Here is a 16,553-nt window from a genome sequence, read left to right on the forward strand (position 1 = left end):
GCACAACCTCTTTCTTGTTTCTGCGCGAAGACCTCTGTCATGCTTTGGTTTTCCAGACGTAGCGGGTCTTCGGACGGCCGGCGCGGCCGTAATCCGAACGGCGGGTTACCAATCCGTCGTCGGCCAGTTTCTCCAGGTAGCGCCATGCGGTGATCCGGGAGACCCCGATCGTGCTCGCGGTGTCCGCGGCGGTGATGCCCTCGGGGGCGGCTCGGACGGTGCGCGAGATTTCGTCGAGGGTTTGCGGCGCAACACCTTTGGGGGTGGTGGCGCGCTGGTCGGGGGTGCGGAGCGCGCTGAGGGCGCGGTCGATGTCGTGCTGGGAGACGGCGGTTTCGCCCGCCGGGAGGGCGGTGCGGAATTCGCGATAGCGGTCGAGTTTGTCGCGAAAAGCGGCGAAGGTGAACGGCTTCAAGAGATAGAGGACAACGCCGTGCGAGACGGCGGTGCGCACCATGGCCAGATCGCGGGCCGAGGTGATGGCGATGACGTCGGGCCGGGGCGCGAGGCCGGTCAGCGCCGCCGCGACATCGAGGCCGCTGGCATCGGGTAACCCGATGTCCATCAGCACCAGGTCGATCGGCGTGCCCTCGGCCGCGGCGTCGGCGGCGGCCCGCATCGCCTCGCGACCGGTGTGCGCCACCCCGACGGGCGTGAAGCCCTCGATGCGGTCCACATAGGCGCGGTGTGCCTCGGCGATGAGTGGTTCGTCCTCGACGATCAGCACTCGGATCACTGTGCGTCCTTTCGCGGAATCGTCACGGTTACCGCGCTTTCCGGATCTAGGTCGGTACGGATGGTCCCCCCGTGCCGGGCCACCAGCCGGTGGACCAGGGCGAGGCCGAGCCCGTGATGGTCGGCCTTGGTCGAATAACCCCGCTGCGACGCCCGCGCGAATGTCTGCTCCGACATCCCGGGCCCGCTGTCGGCGACGCGAACATACAACGCCGAATGTTGTTCCGCCGAAACAGCTTCGGCGTTTTCCCCGGCCGGCTCACCCTGGTGCCGCACGGTGACCTCCACCCAGCCCGACGGGCTGTCGGCGGCGGCGTCGATGGCGTTGTCGATCAGGTTGCCCACCAGCGTGACCGTCTCCTGCGGGGTGAGCGGCTCGATCGAGTCGAGCGCGGTGTCCTCGGTGATGGTCAACTCGATGCTGCGCTCGGCCGCCTGGTTCACCTTGCCGAGCAGCAGCGCGGCCAGCGCGGGCGAGCCGACCGCGCCGAGCAGCCGATCGATGAGTGCTTGGGACAGTTGCAGTTCCGAGGTGGCGAAGTCGACCGCCTCCGCGTAGCGGCCCAGCTCGACCATGGTGATCACGGTGTGCAGCCGGTTGGCCGACTCGTGCGCCTGCGCGTGCAGCGATTCGGCGAAGCTGCGCACCGAGTCGAGTTCGCCCATCACCGCCCGCAATTCGGTGTGGTCGCGGATGGTCATCACGGTGCCGATCGGCCGTCCCTCCCAGGTGACGATGTCCTGGTTGATGAGCAGGATCCGGTCACCGGTCACGTGCATCTCGTCGCGGACCACGCCCCAGCTCATCTGCCGCATCGAGGCAGGCAGGTCGCCGCGGCGCACCTCGCCGTCGGGCAGTTCGAGCAGCCTGCGCGCCTCGTCGTTGACCACCTCGGCGCGTTCGCCCGCCATGCCGAAGACCACGAGTCCCTCGTGAATCGAGTGCAGCACCGCGTCGTGCTGTTCGTACATGGCCCGCAACTCGTCGGGCGCGAGCCCGTGCGTCTGTCGGCGCAGCCTGCGGCTCAGCAGGAACGACCCGCTGCCCGAGACCATCAGGCCCGCCGCGGCGACACCGAGGATCAACGGCAGCTGGGTGGCGACCTGATCGCCGATCTTGGCCCTGGTCACCCCGGCGGACACCAGCGCGACCACCCGCCCACCGTCATAGACCGGCGTCACCGCGCGGATGGACGGGCCGAGGGTGCCGGTGAAGGTTTCGGTGAACGTCTCCCCGGCCAGCGCGCGGTCGATGTTCCCGCTGAACGGCTGCCCGATCATCGCCGTGTTGGTGTGCGTGTAGCGGGTGCGGTTCGGCGCCATGACGACGATGAAGTCCATACCGGTCGCGAGGCGGATCCGCTCGGTCACCGGTTGCAGTTGCGCCGTCGGATCGGTGGTGTAGATGGCACTCAGGGTGGACCGCGCCTCAGCCACGCTCACCGCGACATCCCGTACCTCGCGGGTGGTGGTCACGTCGCTGTGATGCCGTGCGTCGAGCACCGCCAGCACCGCGCCGACAGCGACCATCAGCGTCAACACGATCAGCTGTAGCGCGAAGGCCTGACCGGCCAGGGATAGCCGACCGCGTCTCACTGGCTGCCTTCCTCCGCTGAACGTAATGCACCAAACCGTGACCGGCGTCACCCGGACCGTCATCATTCTGCCTGGAAGGCGTGGGGCACCTCACGTCGGCACCACTTCGGAGGACATCACCACTTATGAGCGAAGCAACACCGGAAGCACCACCGCGCAAGCGTGACCGCACCCACTGGCTGTACCTGGCCGTCATCGTCGCGGTCATCGCGGGCATTCTCGTGGGGTGGCTCGCGCCCGGGTTCGGGCAATCCGTTGCTCCGCTCGGCACCATTTTCGTCAACCTGATCAAGATGATGATCGCGCCGGTCATCTTCTGCACCATCGTGCTCGGCATCGGGTCGATCCGGTCGGCGGCCACCGTCGGCAAGGTCGGCGGGCTCACCATTGCGTACTTCATGGTCATGTCGACCGTCGCGTTGGTTATCGGGCTTGTTGTAGGCAATCTGATTTCGCCCGGCACCGGGTTGAACCTCGGCAAGACGGTCAATGCGGGTAAGGATCTCGCGAAGACCGCGCACAGCGCTGGCGGCACCTGGGACTTCCTCACCAGCATCGTGCCGACGACCATGCTGTCGTCGTTGACGGCGGGCAGCACGCTGCAGGCGCTGTTCGTCGCGCTGCTGGTCGGTTTCGCGGTGCAGGCCATGGGCAAGACCGGCGAGCCGATCGTGCGTGGCGTCGCGTTGATCCAGAAGCTCGTGTTCCGGGTGCTGGTGATGATTCTGTGGCTGGCGCCGATCGGTGCGTTCGGCGCGATCGCCAATCTGGTCGGTAAGAGTGGTCTGGATGCCGTGCTGAAGTTGGCAACGTTGATGATCGCGTTCTACCTGACTTGCTTGATATTCGTGTTCGGCGTGCTCGGCGTGATGATGTGGGCCATCGCCCGGGTGTCGGTGTTCAAGCTGGTCCGCTATCTGGCCCGCGAGTACCTGTTGATCCTCGCGACCTCGTCGTCCGAGTCGGCACTGCCTCGGTTGATCGCGAAGATGGAACACCTGGGCGTCGAGCGGACGACCGTGGGTGTGGTTGTGCCGACCGGATATTCGTTCAATCTGGATGGCACAGCAATTTACCTGACAATGGCGTCGTTGTTCATCGCCGATGCGATGGGTAAGCCGCTCAACATCGGCGAGCAGATCGGCCTGCTGCTGTTCATGATCGTGGCATCCAAGGGCGCGGCCGGTGTCACCGGTGCCGGCCTGGCCACGCTGGCGGGCGGGCTGGAGAGTCATCGCCCCGAATTGCTGGACGGCGTCGGCCTGATCGTCGGCATCGACCGCTTCATGTCCGAGGCTCGCGCCCTCACCAACTTCTCCGGCAACGCGGTCGCCACCGTGCTCATCGGCACCTGGACGAAAACCATCGACGTCGACCGCACCCGCGAAGTGCTCGACCGCAAACTCCCCTTCGACGAACAAACCATGGTCGACAACGACCACGCCGCGCAGCCGCAGCAGGGGCCCGACACCAAGGACCTGGTCTCGGCCTAGCTGCCCTGTGAAACACGAAGGGCCCGCAGGATCTGCGGGCCCTTCGCGCTGTCCGGGGTCAGGCGCTGACGCCGACCCCGATGCGCTGCGGGGCGGCCTTGGTGGCCTGGCGGTGTTCGCGCAGGAGCACGCCGCCGGTGAGGAAGACGAGGGCGGCGGTGAGGCCGTGGATGCCGAAGGCGGCGGCGGGGGAGCCGTGCCAGCTGAGCACGGTGAGCATGTCGCCGACCGGGACCAGGCCGATGACCAGAGTGACGATGCCGAGGGCGTAGCGCTGCTTGGCGGCGAGCAGGACCAGGATGAGCAGGCCGAGGACGGTGTCGCGCACGCCCTTCAGATTCAGGAACGCGACGGCGTCGCCGGTGGGCCAGGCGGGCAGACCGAAACCGGGCGCGGTGCTTTCGGGGGTGAGCAGGTAGTTGAGGCCGATGTAGAGGATGAAGGCCGCGCCGATGAGGGAGAGGGCGGTGGCGATGCGCGAGGTGGTCATGGTGGCTGCTCCTTGGTGCGGTTTCTAGCGGTGCTAGGTTCACGAGCAACCATAATGGAGCTTCGATAGTTTGTCTAGCGCTGCTAGTATTTGGGCATGAGCCCCCAGACTCGCAAGGAACGCGAACGAGCCGAGCGTCACCAGCAGATCATCGATACCGCGCGTGAACTGGCGGAAACCCAGGGCTGGGAGGCGGTGACCGTGCGCAAGCTGGCCGAGCGGATCGAGTACAGCCAGCCGGTGCTGTACAGCCACTTCGCGGGCAAGTCGGCGATCGTCACAGCGGTGGCCCTGCAGGGCATCGCCGACCTGGCCGCCGTGCTGCATCAGGGGCACGAGGAGGCGAAGAGCCCGGCCGACGCGCTGTACCGCGTCACCCGCGCCTATCTGGATTTCGCAGCCGCGAACCCGGCCCGCTACGAGGCGATGTTCATGATGAACGTCGACCTCGTCTGGGGCCTCGACGCGCCGCAGCCGCTGGTCGACTGCTTCGCGGAACTGGAGGCCCTGTTTCGTCCGTTCGTCGACCCGGCTGACCTCGGCGCCCGGACCGAGGTGGCCTGGAGCGCGATGCACGGCCTCGCCACCCTCGACAGCCATGGCCGGCTCCGGCCGGAATTGCGCGAGCAGCGCATCGACATCCTGGTCGCCGAGTGGCTGGCCGCGGTCGGCGCGGATTCCGCCTGACCGCGCACCGCGGGCGAATCCTGTTCGCACGGACCGAATCGACCTCGGGTTGTCAGTGCGGGCCCGGTGTGATCGAACGCGCATTTCCCGAGCCGCGCAGTGCGGATCGGTAGCGTGGGGATATGCCTGATGTTGTGGTCGTCGGTTCCGGGCCGAATGGTCTCGCCGCCGCGGTGATCCTGGCGAAGGCCGGGCTCTCGGTGGAGGTGTACGAGGCCGAGTTCACGGCGGGCGGCGGTTCGCGCACGGCCGAACTGACCTTGCCGGGTTTCCAGCACGACGTGTGTGCCGGTGCGCATCCGATGGCGTTGGCATCCCCGTTCTTCCGTGCGTTCGATCTCGCGACGCACGGCGTCGAGTTGCTCACGCCGGAGGCGTCTTACGGTCATCCGATGGACGGCGGTACCGCCGGGATCGCCTGGCGCGACCTGGACCGGACCGTCGAGGGACTCGGCCGCGACGGTGCCACCTGGCGCTCCCTGTTCGAACCACTGGTGCGGCACTGGGAGTCGGTGGTCGACCTCGCGATGTCGGACCTGCGCCGCCCGCCCAAGGACCTGCTCACCGCCATCAGGTTCGGGCTGCGGACGCTCGAACAGGGATCGCCGTTGTGGAACACCAGGTTTCGCGACGACGCTGCGGCCGCCTTGCTCACCGGCGTGGCCACCCACGCGATCACCCCGCCGCGCCGGGTGCCCGCCGCGGGCGCCGGCCTGATGCTCGGCACGCTGGCGCACGCGGGCGGCTGGGTGATCCCACGGGGCGGCAGCCAGGCGATCCCGAACGCGCTGATCGCCGAGCTGGAACGGCTCGGCGGCCGGGTGCACACCGGCCACCGCATCGACTCGCTCGGGCAGTTCGACGACGCCCGCGCGGTCGTGCTCGATCTCGCGCCCGCGGAATTGCTCCGCATCGCGGGCCATCGGCTCCCGGACCGATATACCAAGCGGCTCAGCGCTTTCCGCTACGGTGGCGCCGCGTGCAAGGTCGACTTCGCGCTCTCCGGCCCGGTGCCCTGGCAGGCCGACGGCCTCGATCGTGCCGGAACCCTGCACCTGGTCGGCACCCGCGCCGAGGCGATGGCCGCCGAACGTGCCGTCGCCGCAGGTCAACACGCGGAGCGTCCGTACGTGCTGTCCATCCAGCCCGGCGTGGTCGACCCGACCCGTGCCCCGGCGGGGCAGCACACCTTCTACACCTACGCACACGTGCCGAACGGTTCCTCCCGCGACATCAGCGAGACGATCATCACTCAGGTCGAGCGCTTCGCTCCCGGCTTCCGCGACCTGATCCTCGCCAAGCACGTCTACACCGCCGCTGAAATGCCCGCGCACAACGCCAATTACATCGGCGGCGACATCTCGGCGGGCGCGATGACCCTGCGCCAGTTCGCCTTCCGCCCCACCGCGCGCTGGAACCCTTACGCCACACCGCTTCCCGGCGTGTACCTGTGCTCCTCGTCGACCCCACCCGGCCCCGGCGTGCACGGCATGTCCGGCCTGCACGCCGCCCGCCACGTGCTGCGCCAGCGGTTCGGCGTCACCGCCGACCCCCTGGAATTGCTGCGCAAGCCCTAGACGGACTCGGTGCGGTAGAGATCGGGTTCGAGGTACATGACCCGCGCCGCGGGCACTGCGGCCCGAACACGCGCTTCCGCGTCATCGATGGCTTCGGCCAGCTGAGCGACATCGAGACCGGGCACCGCGCCGATCTTGGCGGCCACCAAAAGCTCTTCGGGACCGAGGTATTGGGTCTTGAGGTGGATCACCCGATCGATGCGATCACCGTCGACCAGGTTCTCCCGGATGAGCCGGTCCTCGTCGGGGGTAGCGCCTTCGCCGATGAGTAAGCTCTGCATCTCCACGATCAGCACGATGGCGATGACGCCGAGCAGCAGGCCGATGGCGATGGTGCCGATGCCGTCCCACACCGCGTTGCCGGTGAGCATGGTCAGCCCGACGCCTGCGAAGGCGAACACCAGGCCGATCAGCGCGCCGGTATCCTCCAGCAGCACCACCGGCAGCTCCGGGCTGCGCGAGTTACGGATGAACCGCCACCAGCTCGCGTCGCCCTTGAGCGGCGCGGATTCCCGCATCGCGGTCCGGAAGCTGTAGGACTCCAGTGCGATCGCGATGAACAGGATGACGATCGCCACGATCGGCGAGCTCAGCTCCTCCGGGTGCTGGACCTTGTGCACGCCCTCGTAGAGCGCGTATCCGGAGCCGAGGGTGAACAACACCAGCGCGACGATGAACGAGTAGAAGTAGCGATTGCGCGCATACCCGAACGGGTGCAGCGCGTCGGCCTCCTGCGACGCGCGCTGCTGGCCGAGCAGCAGCAGGGCCTGGTTGCCGGTGTCGGCGACCGAGTGCACCGCCTCGGCGAGCATCGACCCGGAACCGGTGATCAGCGCACCGGCGAACTTCGCCACGGCGATCCCCGCGTTCGCCGACAACGCGGCGAGAATCGCCTTTTTGCCACCACCAGCCGACATGCCCTGGACGTCCTCTCTCCGAATTGCCCGATCCTGGCTAACTTAGCGTGTGCCGGCACCCGGAGGCCCGATGCCCGACCGATCACCGCGGTGGCGCGAATGCGCGCCGAATCAGACCTTGCCGACGCAGGCGCAGAACAGCTGGGCCGCGCCGTCGAGCGCGCGGGCGCGAATGTCGGTGTCGGCGGCCGAGATCCATGCGGCGGCGCCGCGCTCCAGCGTCAATTCGGACTCGTCCTGCAGTAGCCGCACCGACCCGGCCGTGCACAGCACGATGCCGGGACCCGCCGCGGTGAGCGGGACCTGGGCCGAACCCGCGGTGAGGTCGAAGCGGCGTAGCTGGAATTCCGGGGCGGGCGTGCGGTAGCGCACCGAGCCGTCGCCCGCCGGTTCGGGCAGCACGACGGGCAGGTTGATCGGCTCGAAGTCGAGCACCCGCAACAGTTCTGGCACGTCGACGTGTTTGGGGGTGAGGCCGCCGCGCAGCACGTTGTCGGAGTTGGCCATGATCTCCACGCCGAGTCCGCGCAGGTAGGCGTGCAGATTGCCGGCCGCGAGGAACAGGCCCTGGCCGGGTTCCAGCGTCAGCCGGTTCAGCAGCAGCGCCGCCAGCACACCGGCGTCGCCGGGGTAGGCCTCGGCGAGTTCGAGCGTGGTGCGCGCCTCAGGGGTGAACTCGCGCTTGCCTTTTCCGGACAGGTAGCGCACGCAGCCGTCGAGCACTTCGGGCAGCAGCGTGGCGAGCACGTGCTGGGGCAGCGTGATCCAGGTGGTGAACAGGGTGCGCAGCCCGTCGGAATCCGGTTGCGCGGCAAGCAGGTCGGCGAACGACCGGAGACCGTCGACCTGCAGTGCGCGCAGTAGTTCGACGGTGCGGTGCGGGTCGCGGAATCCGGCGAGCGCCTCGAATCGGTCCAGCGCGACAACGAGTTCCGGCTTGTGGTTGTCGTCGCGGTAGTTGCGCATCGGCGAGTCCAACGGCACCTTGGTGCGGTTCTCCCGCTCGAAACCGGCCCGCGCCTGCGCCGTGCTCGGGTGCGCCTGCAACGAGAGCGGCTCCTCGGCGGCCAGGATCTTCAGCAGGAACGGCAGCTTGCCGCCGAATTCCCGTGCGGCGGGGCCCAATTCGCGCTGCGGATCCTCGGCGACGAAGTCGAGCAGCGATCGGGAGTCGCCGTCGATCAGGACGTGCGCGGGATCGGCGGGATGCGCGCCGAACCACAGTTCGGCCTCCGGATGGGCGGACGGAACGGGTCGGCCGCACAGCTGAGCGAGCGCGGTGCGCGAGCCCCAGGCATACGAGCGCAGCGCACCAACGAGTTCGTGCACTAGTAACTTCCCCCGAACTGCCCTTGGTTGTCGGTCGCGGTGCCGCGGGTTCCGATCAGCCGTAGGTAGGCGGCGGCCATTTCCAGCCGCACCGCGAGCACGGCGAGCTGTTCGAGTTCACCGCCGGTACCGGGAGCGGGCTCCTCGGGACGCGGCGGGGCGGGTACGGACGGATCGATGAGCCCGGTGTGCAGCAGGTCGAGCTCGGCGTTCACCAGGTCGGCGTCGACCAGGCTGGAGCCGGTGCCGCCGAACACGGCGATCCGGCGCCGCGCGGCCGCCTGGTCGGCATCGGCACTGAGCACGAACACCCGGATGCGCTCCACCTGCACCGGTCCGTCGAGTTCCTCGTCGTGGAACAGCGGATCGAAGCCGGGCGCGGATTCGCCTGCGGCCTCGACCATTCGAGACTTGGCGGCCACCGCTTCGGCCAGATCCACCGCGGTGGCGACCCGGCCCGCCGACTGCAGCAGCACCTCGGCGCCGTGCTCGGCCAGCTCGGCCGCGGCGGGTGAGTCGCCGGCCAGCACGACCCCGCGCTGATGCATCCGCGAGGCGAGCGTCTTGGCCGGATTGCGGAAGACCTCGTTGGTCGGCCCGGCCCGCAACGCCTCGGCGTCGAGCACATCGGCCAGGTCGGTGAGGTCGGGCACGAACGCGCCGCTGCGTTGCGGGTCGACCGCGCGCAGCACGGCGATGCCGGCGGCCAGGAAGCGCAGCAGCCGGTTGTGGTCAAGCACTTGGACCCGAGGGGCCAGCACGGCGGCCCGGCCCGCCGCGACGGCGCGCATCGGTCCTTCGATGGGGGCGGCGACGACGACCTCGGCGCCGCGGCGCAGCGCGCGATCGACCGCGTCGGTCAGGCGTGGATCGCCCGCGTCGTCACCGGCGACCAGGACGACGTCGAGCGGGCCGACCCAGGGCGGCAATGCGGTGACGGGTACGACGGGCAGACCCGCGCGATCACCGAGCGCGGCGACGAGCAGGCCAGCGGCGCGCGCGGCCCGGCCGGAGCCGGAGACGAGCACCAAGCTGCGCGGTCGCAGTCCGTCCAGGCGCGCGAGCGCGTCCTCGCCGACGGCTGCCGCGGTGGCACGGACCTGAGCGCCGCCGGAGGCGGCCGAGCGCAGGGCGCCGCCGGTATCGGCCGCCTCCAGCGAAGCAGCGTCATCGAGGTCGAGTACAGGTGTTCCAGCGATCATCGGGCGTCCCACCTCCCCTCATCGCGCTGAGTCGTTTCCGCCCTCGCTCGCTCCCGGGTCAGCTGCCACGCCGGGCCCGAGTCGGGCGAATCCAAGGCCTGTGATTCCACTATTCCAGTCAGGAGCGGACGATGCTCAGAATCTCGGTTACGAGTGCGTCTACTTCCTCCGGCGATCGGGCTTCGACGTTCAGCCTGAGCAGCGGTTCGGTATTCGACGCGCGCAGATTGAACCAGGCGTCGTCGGCCAGCTGGATGGTCACGCCGTCCAGCCTATCCACCGAGACCGTCCGATCCCCGAATGCCTCCACCACAGCCATCGTCCGCTCCTTTGCGTCCGGCACTGTTGAATTGATCTCTCCGGAGGCCGCATACGTTTCATAGGCCGCCATCAGCTCCGACACCGGCCGGTCCTTCTCGCCGAGCGCGGCGAGCACGTGCAGCGCCGCGAGCATGCCGGAGTCGGCGCCCCAGAAGTCGCGGAAGTAGTAGTGCGCGGAGTGCTCGCCGCCGAACACCGCACCGGTCGAGGCCATCTGCTGCTTGATGAACGAGTGGCCGACCCTGGTGCGCACCGGGGTGCCGCCGAGCGCGGTGACCAGCTCGGGCACCGCGTGCGAGGTGATCAGGTTGTGGATGATGACCGCGCCCGGCTCCTTGACCAGCTCGCGCTCGGCCACCAGCGCGGTGATGGTGGACGGCGAGACCGGGTCGCCCTTCTCGTCCACCACGAAGCAGCGGTCGGCATCGCCGTCGAAGGCGAGTCCGATATCGGCGCCCGACTTCACCACCAGGTCTTGCAGATCGACCAGGTTCTTCGGATCGAGCGGGTTGGCCTCGTGGTTGGGGAACGAGCCGTCGAGCTCGAAGTACAGCGGGACGATGGTCACCTGCGGCAGCGCGTCGAACACGGCGGGCACGGTGTGGCCGCCCATGCCGTTGCCCGCGTCCACCGCGATGGTGAGCGGGCGGACCGCGGACAGGTCGACCAGGTTGCGCAGGAACGTCGCGTAGTCGGCGAGCAGGTCGACGGTGGTCGCGCTGCCCGCCGGTCCGTCGTAGCCGGGCACGCCCTCGGCGACCTCGGTCTTGATGGTGGCCAGACCCGTGTCTTGGCCTACCGGAATGGCTTTGGCGCGGCACATCTTGATGCCGTTGTAGCGGGCCGGGTTGTGGCTCGCGGTGAACATGGCGCCGGGGCAGTTCAGGCTGCCGGAGGCGAAGTACAGCTGGTCGGTGGACGCGAGCCCGATGTGCACCACGTCGAGGCCCTGGGCGAGCACGCCGTCGGCGAAGGCGTTGGACAGCTCGGGGGAGGAGTCGCGCATGTCGTGTCCGATGACGGCCCTCGTCGCGCCCTCGGCGCGCATCAGCCGCGCGAACGATGCGCCGATGTCCCTGACGAATTCGGCGTCGATCTGTTCACCGACCACACCGCGAACGTCGTAAGCCTTGATCACCGCGTTTACGAATTCGGCAGAGCGGGCGACTGTCATGCCCACCACCCTAATGGGTACCCGGCGCGGGTTTGACCCGGTCCTTGCTTTGTTCAGGAAGGCGGGTCGGGCAGTACCCGCAGATGACCACGGCGGCCGGTGCGGGTGGTGCGCTGCGGCGGCGGCGCGTAGTCGCGATAGCCGCGCTGGTCTTGTTCCGGCGGGCGGCGGCGCAGGCCTGCCTCGCGGACCGCTTCGGCGAGCGCGGTCAGGTCGTCGTCATCCGGTGTGCTGGAGGAGAATCCGCCTTCGTGGCGAACCATTTCCCAGCCCTTCGGGGCGGTGATGCGGGAGCCGTGTGTTTCGCAGAGATCCCAGGAGTGTGGTTCGGCGACGGTCGCGAGCGGTCCGACAACGGCGGTCGAGTCCGAGTACACATAGGTGAGCGTCGCGACGGCCGGATTCTTGCAACCTGGACGGCAGCAACGACGCATGGGGATCACGCCGATGAGAGTAACCCTCCCGGCGTGCCGATGTGGCTAGACACGCTCAGGATTCGGGCAAAAACTCCCGTCACGCGGCGGCTGCCGCGGGCCGGGCGAAGGGCCTCGGACCGGGGAATGGCACCCGAGGCCGGGTCGGTGCGCGGTCTGCGGGCCGCGCACGCGGTGTCGGTAATCAGTTATCGCTGCTCGCAACAACATTCGTTACCGAGGTGCGCGCGGCTTGGTGGATTTCTACTCGGGTTCGGGATCGATGATGTCCGGATCGACGCCGAGGTAGGTGGCGATCTGCTGGACCAGCACCTCGCGCAGCAGGTCGACCAGATCGTCGGGATCGCTGGCGCGCAACTCGAGTGGCTTGCGGAACAGCACCACCCGGGCGCGGGTCGCCGTGCCGTGCCGGTCGACGCCCGCCGGGATGAGCCGGGACAGCGGCACCGGTCCGTCGGCGACCACCTCGTCCGGCCAGGTGACCGAATCGGGGTGCAGCGGACGGATTTTCGGCACATCGTCGACCGCGATATCGAGTTTGGTGAGCCGGTCGTGCCAGCGAGTGTCCAGTGGCGCGAACGCCTCCAGCACCAGCCGGTCGAACTTCTGCCCCCGGGTGCGCCAGGCGGGCACCGTGGGCGGCAACATCGGCCCACGTACCCCGCGACCACGGCGGATCACCGACCGTGCGGTCGGCGGACGACGATTCCGGGAACGTGCCATGAGTAAAACCTAGTCAGCCCGCCCGGGGCCTGCGCACCCAGTGCTGCCCCAGTCGGTCGCGGTGCCTGCCGACGGACTGCGGGCGGGGGCTCGGGCGTACCCCCGGAGCTACCCGTGTCTCGCGAGAATCGTTGTCGCCGTGGCGACTTGTCGCGCTTGCGGATAACTCGGGGGCCAACCCAAGTCTTTTCTAGCCGATGCCACGCTTCAGGCGGCGGCGCTCGCGTTCGGAGAGGCCACCCCAGATGCCGAAGCGCTCATCGTGGGCGAGTGCGTATTCCAGGCACTCGTCGCGCACCTCGCAGCCCATGCAGATCCGTTTCGCCTCGCGAGTCGAGCCGCCCTTCTCTGGGAAGAACGCCTCCGGATCGGTCTGCGCGCACAGGGCACGCTCTTGCCACTGCTCTTCGATGGATTCGAACATCTCGTCGAAGCCCGTGACGACCAGGCTGAGGCGGGGCGTCGACGTTTCGTCGCCCGTGCTGTGCCCGGGCGTCAAGACTTCGTCACCCCCCTCACGTTCAATCCAGCCGTTGTCTGCGCAGACGCCACGTGCTGCGCCTGCTGTGGAATCGGTCGGCGAGACCATCTCGTTGGCCATCGCTCCGCCTCCTCACTGTGTGTTAGCGCAGAATGATTCGATCCGTCGGACCAACACGCTTACCGACGGCCATACCCCGCGACGTTGTCCCGCGGACGTCCCCGAGCTCGTCATCTCGATGCGAACATCTGTTCGAAAAGCCGTTCGCGCCTTGCACTCTCGCGCGAACCCGAAATGACATGACTGTGATTAGACACGCCGGACGTGTCGATGGTCAAGCGGCCGTCGCTATTCCGTTACTATCCGCGAACGCTTTCGAAGATGATCTTGAGTCGGAGTAGGGCAAATGACCAGCAACTATGGCCCGAACATCGCCCGGTCCGACAGCGCATAGGCTGTGCGGATGTGACTTCCCTTCAAGCGGACACCGAACCCGTCGGCGGGCCACGGATTGCCGTCCTGGTCGGGGGTGTCGGCGGCGCCCGCTTTCTCCAGGGCGTCCGGGAACTGCTGCCCGATGCCGATGTCTCCGCGATCGTGAACGTCGGTGACGACGTCTGGATGCATGGCCTCCGGATCTGTCCTGACCTTGATACCTGCATGTACACCCTTGGTGGCGGCATCGATACCGAGCGCGGCTGGGGCAGGCCCGCCGAGACCTGGCACGCCAAGGAAGAGCTGGCGAAGTACAACGCGCAGCCGGACTGGTTCGGCCTCGGCGATCGCGACCTCGCCACGCACCTGGTTCGAAGTGAAATGTTGCGTGCCGGGTACCCGCTGTCCGCAGTGACCGAGGCGCTCTGCAACCGGTGGCAGCCGGGCGTGAAACTGATCCCGGCAACCGACGATCGGTGTGAAACGCATGTGGTTGTGAGCGACCCGGACAACCCTGGCGAACGTAAGGCGATCCATTTCCAAGAGTGGTGGGTTCGCTATCGCGCGAACATCGAGACCCATGGATTCGCCACAATTGGGGCAGAGGACGCCAAACCCGGCCCAAATGTGATCGAGATCATAGAGTCGGCGGATGTGGTCTTGCTCGCTCCCTCGAACCCCGTGGTGAGCATCGGCGCGATCCTGGCGGTGCCCGGTATTCGCGGTGCGTTGCGTACCACCGCCGCCAAGGTGATCGGGATTTCGGGGGTGATCGACGGAAAACCGCTGCGCGGGATGGCCGACGAATGCCTGTCGGTGATCGGCGTAGAGACGACCGCCGAGGCGATCGGCCGTTACTACGGGGCCCGCTCGGCCACCGGCATTCTGGATGGTTGGCTTATCCACACCACCGATACCGCGGACGTGCCCGGTGTCGAAGTACGCAGCGTGCCGCTGCTGATGACCGATCCGCCGACCACCGCCGAGATGGTGCGGGAGGCGCTGGACCTCGCGGGAGTGAAACCGTAAATGACCATCGATCACGCGGCAGGCGAGCTGCGCATCCTGCCGATCACCGGACTACCCGAGTTCCGGCCCGGCGACGATCTCGCCCAGCACATCGCCGACCGCGCGCCCTGGCTGGCCGCCGGCGACGTGCTCGTGGTGACGAGCAAGATCGTCGCCAAGGTCGAGGGGCGCATCGTCGAGGCGCCGTTGGACCCGGAGGAGCGCGACACGATGCGCCGCGCGCTGGTCGAGCAGGAGGCGGTGCGGGTGCTCGCGCGCAAGGGCCGCACCCTGATCACCGAGAACAAGCTCGGCATCGTGCAGGCTGCGTCCGGCATCGACGGCTCCAATGTCGAACAGGGCGAACTGGTTTTGCTGCCCGCCGACCCCGACGCCAGCGCGAAGGCGTTGCGTTCGGCGCTGGCCGAGCGGCTCGGCATCCAGGTCGCCGTGGTCATCACCGACACCATGGGCCGGGCTTGGCGAAATGGCCAGACCGACACCGCGATCGGCTCCTCGGGCCTGCGCGTGCTGCACGACTACGCGGGCGCGGTGGACGGGCAGGGCAACGAGCTGCACGTCACCCAGGTGGCGATCGCGGACGAGCTGGCCGCCGCGGCGGATCTGGTGAAGGGCAAGCTCGGCGGCGTGCCGGTCGCGGTGGTGCGCGGGCTGCCGATCGCCGACGACGGGTCGAGCGCCGCGGATCTCTTGCGCGGCGGCGTCGACGACCTGTTCTGGCTCGGCACCGCCGAGGCGATCGAGCAGGGACGGCGCGAGGCGGTGCTGCTGCGCCGCTCGATCCGCCAGTTCGCCGACGCCCCGGTCGATCCCGAGCGCATCCGTGCCGCGGTCGCGGTGGCACTGACCGCGCCGGCGCCGCACCACACCCGTCCGGTGCGTTTCGTGTGGCTGCGCAAGACGGGCCTGCGTACTCGGCTGCTCGAGGCGATGGCGGACAAGTGGCGCGTCGATCTCACCGCCGACGGGCTCGAGCCCGAGCGGGTGGAGCGCCGAATCGCCCGTGGCCGAATCCTTTTCGACGCACCCGAGGTGATCATCCCGTTCTGTGTGCCGGACGGCGCGCACGACTATCCGGACGAGCGGCGGCGCGCGAACGAGCGCACCATGTTCAACGTCGCGGTCGGCGCGGCGGTGCAGGGTCTGCTCGTCGCGCTGGCCACCGAGGGGCTCGGCAGCTGCTGGATCGGCTCGACCATCTTCGCGCCGGAGATCACCCGCGACGTGCTCGGCCTCGATGATGATTGGAATCCGTTGGGCGCCATTGCCATCGGCCATCCGCTCGAGGAGCTCACGCCACGTCCGGTGCCCGGCTCGGGTTTCGGCCTGGTCGAATTGTGACCGCGGATTCGCTGCACGCGTCGGCCACGGTATTGCTCGAAACCTGGTCTCCTGCCGAAGGTTCCGACCAATCGCTGCGGCAGGCGATGCTCGCCTTCCTCGGGTCGGCGCCGCGCGGCTGCCTGCGCGAGCACGTGCCGGGGCACATCACCGCCTCGGCGGTGGTCTTCTCGCACGACGCGCGCGAGGTGCTGCTGACCCTGCATCCTCGGGTCGGCAGCTGGGTCCAGCTCGGCGGCCACTGCGAGGAGGGCGACGACACGGTGGCCGGGGCCGCGCTGCGCGAGGCGACCGAGGAGTCCGGCATCGACGGGCTCCGGCTGGAGCCGGAACTGTATGGCGCGCAGGCGCATCCGATCACCTGCTCGCTGGGCGTGCCGACCAGGCATCTCGATCTGCTGTTCCGGATCACCGCGCCCGCGGGCGCCGTCCCGGTGCGTAGCGCGGAGTCCACCGACCTGCGCTGGTGGCCGGTCGGCGCGCTGCCCGCGAACGCCGACGTGCTGCTGCGGTAACACCCCTCGACAACCGACACCCCGGTCCGGCGCTGCGCCGACCGGGGTGTTTGCGTCTGCGCCGCTCATATCGC

Annotated in this window: 16 protein-coding genes; 6 read left to right on the forward strand and 10 right to left on the reverse strand. The window is 68.5% G+C overall.

The genetic code is table 11. The annotated features are described in order from the left end of the window. Positions 1-37: 37 nt before the first annotated feature. Positions 38-736, reverse strand: coding sequence for a response regulator (locus tag ACFWF1_RS42255; protein ID WP_357380854.1), 699 nt, complete (start codon positions 734-736; stop codon positions 38-40). Then, the gene (locus tag ACFWF1_RS42260) at positions 733-2,331 is read right to left on the reverse strand and encodes an ATP-binding protein (protein WP_379285646.1); all 1,599 of its coding nucleotides are present in this window, start codon (positions 2,329-2,331) and stop codon (positions 733-735) included. Before ACFWF1_RS42260 ends, ACFWF1_RS42255 begins: the two co-directional genes overlap by 4 nt. A 125-nt stretch (positions 2,332-2,456) precedes the next feature. On the opposite strand from ACFWF1_RS42260, the gene ACFWF1_RS42265 reads away from it, so the two are divergent. Next, positions 2,457-3,824, forward strand: a complete 1,368-nt coding sequence (locus tag ACFWF1_RS42265) for a cation:dicarboxylate symporter family transporter (protein ID WP_379285644.1) — start codon at positions 2,457-2,459, stop codon at positions 3,822-3,824. Between the two features lie 58 nt (positions 3,825-3,882). Here the strand turns inward: ACFWF1_RS42265 and ACFWF1_RS42270 are convergent, their stop codons facing one another. Next, a complete protein-coding gene (locus tag ACFWF1_RS42270) occupies positions 3,883-4,314 on the reverse strand; it encodes a DUF4267 domain-containing protein (protein ID WP_379285643.1) in 432 nt (143 codons plus the stop codon). Between the two features lie 96 nt (positions 4,315-4,410). On the opposite strand from ACFWF1_RS42270, the gene ACFWF1_RS42275 reads away from it, so the two are divergent. Beyond that, positions 4,411-5,001, forward strand: coding sequence for a TetR/AcrR family transcriptional regulator (locus ACFWF1_RS42275; RefSeq protein ID WP_379285642.1), 591 nt, complete (start codon positions 4,411-4,413; stop codon positions 4,999-5,001). 122 nt (positions 5,002-5,123) lie between these two features. Further along, complete coding sequence (locus ACFWF1_RS42280) at positions 5,124-6,578, forward strand: phytoene desaturase family protein (RefSeq protein ID WP_379285640.1); 1,455 nt, start codon at positions 5,124-5,126, stop codon at positions 6,576-6,578. On the opposite strand, the gene ACFWF1_RS42285 is transcribed toward ACFWF1_RS42280, so the two are convergent. From ACFWF1_RS42285 to ACFWF1_RS42315, 7 genes are all read right to left on the reverse strand, one after another. Continuing rightward, entirely contained in the window at positions 6,575-7,495 is a 921-nt protein-coding gene (locus tag ACFWF1_RS42285; protein ID WP_379285639.1) for a cation diffusion facilitator family transporter, read from the reverse strand. The genes ACFWF1_RS42280 and ACFWF1_RS42285 overlap by 4 nt on opposite strands. A gap of 111 nt (positions 7,496-7,606) precedes the next feature. After that, a complete protein-coding gene (gene manA / locus ACFWF1_RS42290; protein ID WP_379285637.1) occupies positions 7,607-8,824 on the reverse strand; it encodes a mannose-6-phosphate isomerase, class I in 1,218 nt (405 codons plus the stop codon). Next, entirely contained in the window at positions 8,824-10,026 is a 1,203-nt protein-coding gene (locus ACFWF1_RS42295) for a tobH protein (protein WP_379285635.1), read from the reverse strand. The genes manA and ACFWF1_RS42295 overlap by 1 nt, the downstream gene beginning before the upstream one ends. Positions 10,027-10,144: 118 nt before the next feature. Further along, positions 10,145-11,521 carry a phosphomannomutase/phosphoglucomutase gene (locus ACFWF1_RS42300; RefSeq protein WP_379285634.1) on the reverse strand — a complete coding sequence of 459 codons (1,377 nt, stop codon included), beginning with the start codon at positions 11,519-11,521 and terminating at the stop codon, positions 10,145-10,147. Between the two features lie 53 nt (positions 11,522-11,574). Continuing rightward, positions 11,575-11,955 (reverse strand): DUF3499 domain-containing protein, encoded by a 381-nt coding sequence (locus ACFWF1_RS42305; protein ID WP_150402868.1) that lies wholly within the window; start codon positions 11,953-11,955, stop codon positions 11,575-11,577. 243 nt (positions 11,956-12,198) lie between these two features. After that, positions 12,199-12,678 (reverse strand): metallopeptidase family protein, encoded by a 480-nt coding sequence (locus ACFWF1_RS42310; protein ID WP_167768837.1) that lies wholly within the window; start codon positions 12,676-12,678, stop codon positions 12,199-12,201. 190 nt (positions 12,679-12,868) lie between these two features. Then, positions 12,869-13,102 (reverse strand): WhiB family transcriptional regulator, encoded by a 234-nt coding sequence (locus tag ACFWF1_RS42315; RefSeq protein ID WP_029901515.1) that lies wholly within the window; start codon positions 13,100-13,102, stop codon positions 12,869-12,871. Between the two features lie 381 nt (positions 13,103-13,483). Here ACFWF1_RS42315 and cofD point away from each other — a divergent pair, with 381 nt between their 5' ends. From cofD to ACFWF1_RS42330, 3 genes are read left to right on the forward strand one after another with little or no spacing between them, the layout of a single operon-like run. Further along, positions 13,484-14,623, forward strand: coding sequence for a 2-phospho-L-lactate transferase (gene cofD / locus ACFWF1_RS42320; protein ID WP_379285632.1), 1,140 nt, complete (start codon positions 13,484-13,486; stop codon positions 14,621-14,623). Continuing rightward, positions 14,624-15,964: a coenzyme F420-0:L-glutamate ligase gene (locus ACFWF1_RS42325; protein ID WP_379285630.1), complete on the forward strand. Its 1,341-nt coding sequence runs from the start codon at positions 14,624-14,626 to the stop codon at positions 15,962-15,964. Continuing rightward, positions 15,961-16,479 (forward strand): NUDIX hydrolase, encoded by a 519-nt coding sequence (locus ACFWF1_RS42330; RefSeq protein ID WP_379285628.1) that lies wholly within the window; start codon positions 15,961-15,963, stop codon positions 16,477-16,479. The genes ACFWF1_RS42325 and ACFWF1_RS42330 overlap by 4 nt, the downstream gene beginning before the upstream one ends. Positions 16,480-16,553: the final 74 nt, after the last annotated feature.

Source organism: Nocardia sp. NPDC060255, from assembly GCF_042727395.1.
Classification (GTDB): Bacteria; Actinomycetota; Actinomycetes; order Mycobacteriales; family Mycobacteriaceae; genus Nocardia.

Excerpts from the sequence above, each read along its gene's own strand:
- ACFWF1_RS42265 (WP_379285644.1), top strand. The coding sequence starts at position 2,457 with ATGAGCGAAGCAACACCGGAAGCACCACCGCGCAAGCGTGACCGCACC.
- ACFWF1_RS42270 (WP_379285643.1), bottom strand. The coding sequence starts at position 4,314 with ATGACCACCTCGCGCATCGCCACCGCCCTCTCCCTCATCGGCGCGGCC.
- ACFWF1_RS42275 (WP_379285642.1), top strand. The coding sequence starts at position 4,411 with ATGAGCCCCCAGACTCGCAAGGAACGCGAACGAGCCGAGCGTCACCAG.
- ACFWF1_RS42280 (WP_379285640.1), top strand. The coding sequence starts at position 5,124 with ATGCCTGATGTTGTGGTCGTCGGTTCCGGGCCGAATGGTCTCGCCGCC.
- ACFWF1_RS42285 (WP_379285639.1), bottom strand. The coding sequence starts at position 7,495 with ATGTCGGCTGGTGGTGGCAAAAAGGCGATTCTCGCCGCGTTGTCGGCG.
- ACFWF1_RS42295 (WP_379285635.1), bottom strand. The coding sequence starts at position 10,026 with ATGATCGCTGGAACACCTGTACTCGACCTCGATGACGCTGCTTCGCTG.
- ACFWF1_RS42300 (WP_379285634.1), bottom strand. The coding sequence starts at position 11,521 with ATGACAGTCGCCCGCTCTGCCGAATTCGTAAACGCGGTGATCAAGGCT.
- ACFWF1_RS42305 (WP_150402868.1), bottom strand. The coding sequence starts at position 11,955 with ATGCGTCGTTGCTGCCGTCCAGGTTGCAAGAATCCGGCCGTCGCGACG.
- ACFWF1_RS42310 (WP_167768837.1), bottom strand. The coding sequence starts at position 12,678 with ATGGCACGTTCCCGGAATCGTCGTCCGCCGACCGCACGGTCGGTGATC.
- ACFWF1_RS42315 (WP_029901515.1), bottom strand. The coding sequence starts at position 13,102 with ATGTTCGAATCCATCGAAGAGCAGTGGCAAGAGCGTGCCCTGTGCGCG.
- ACFWF1_RS42325 (WP_379285630.1), top strand. The coding sequence starts at position 14,624 with ATGACCATCGATCACGCGGCAGGCGAGCTGCGCATCCTGCCGATCACC.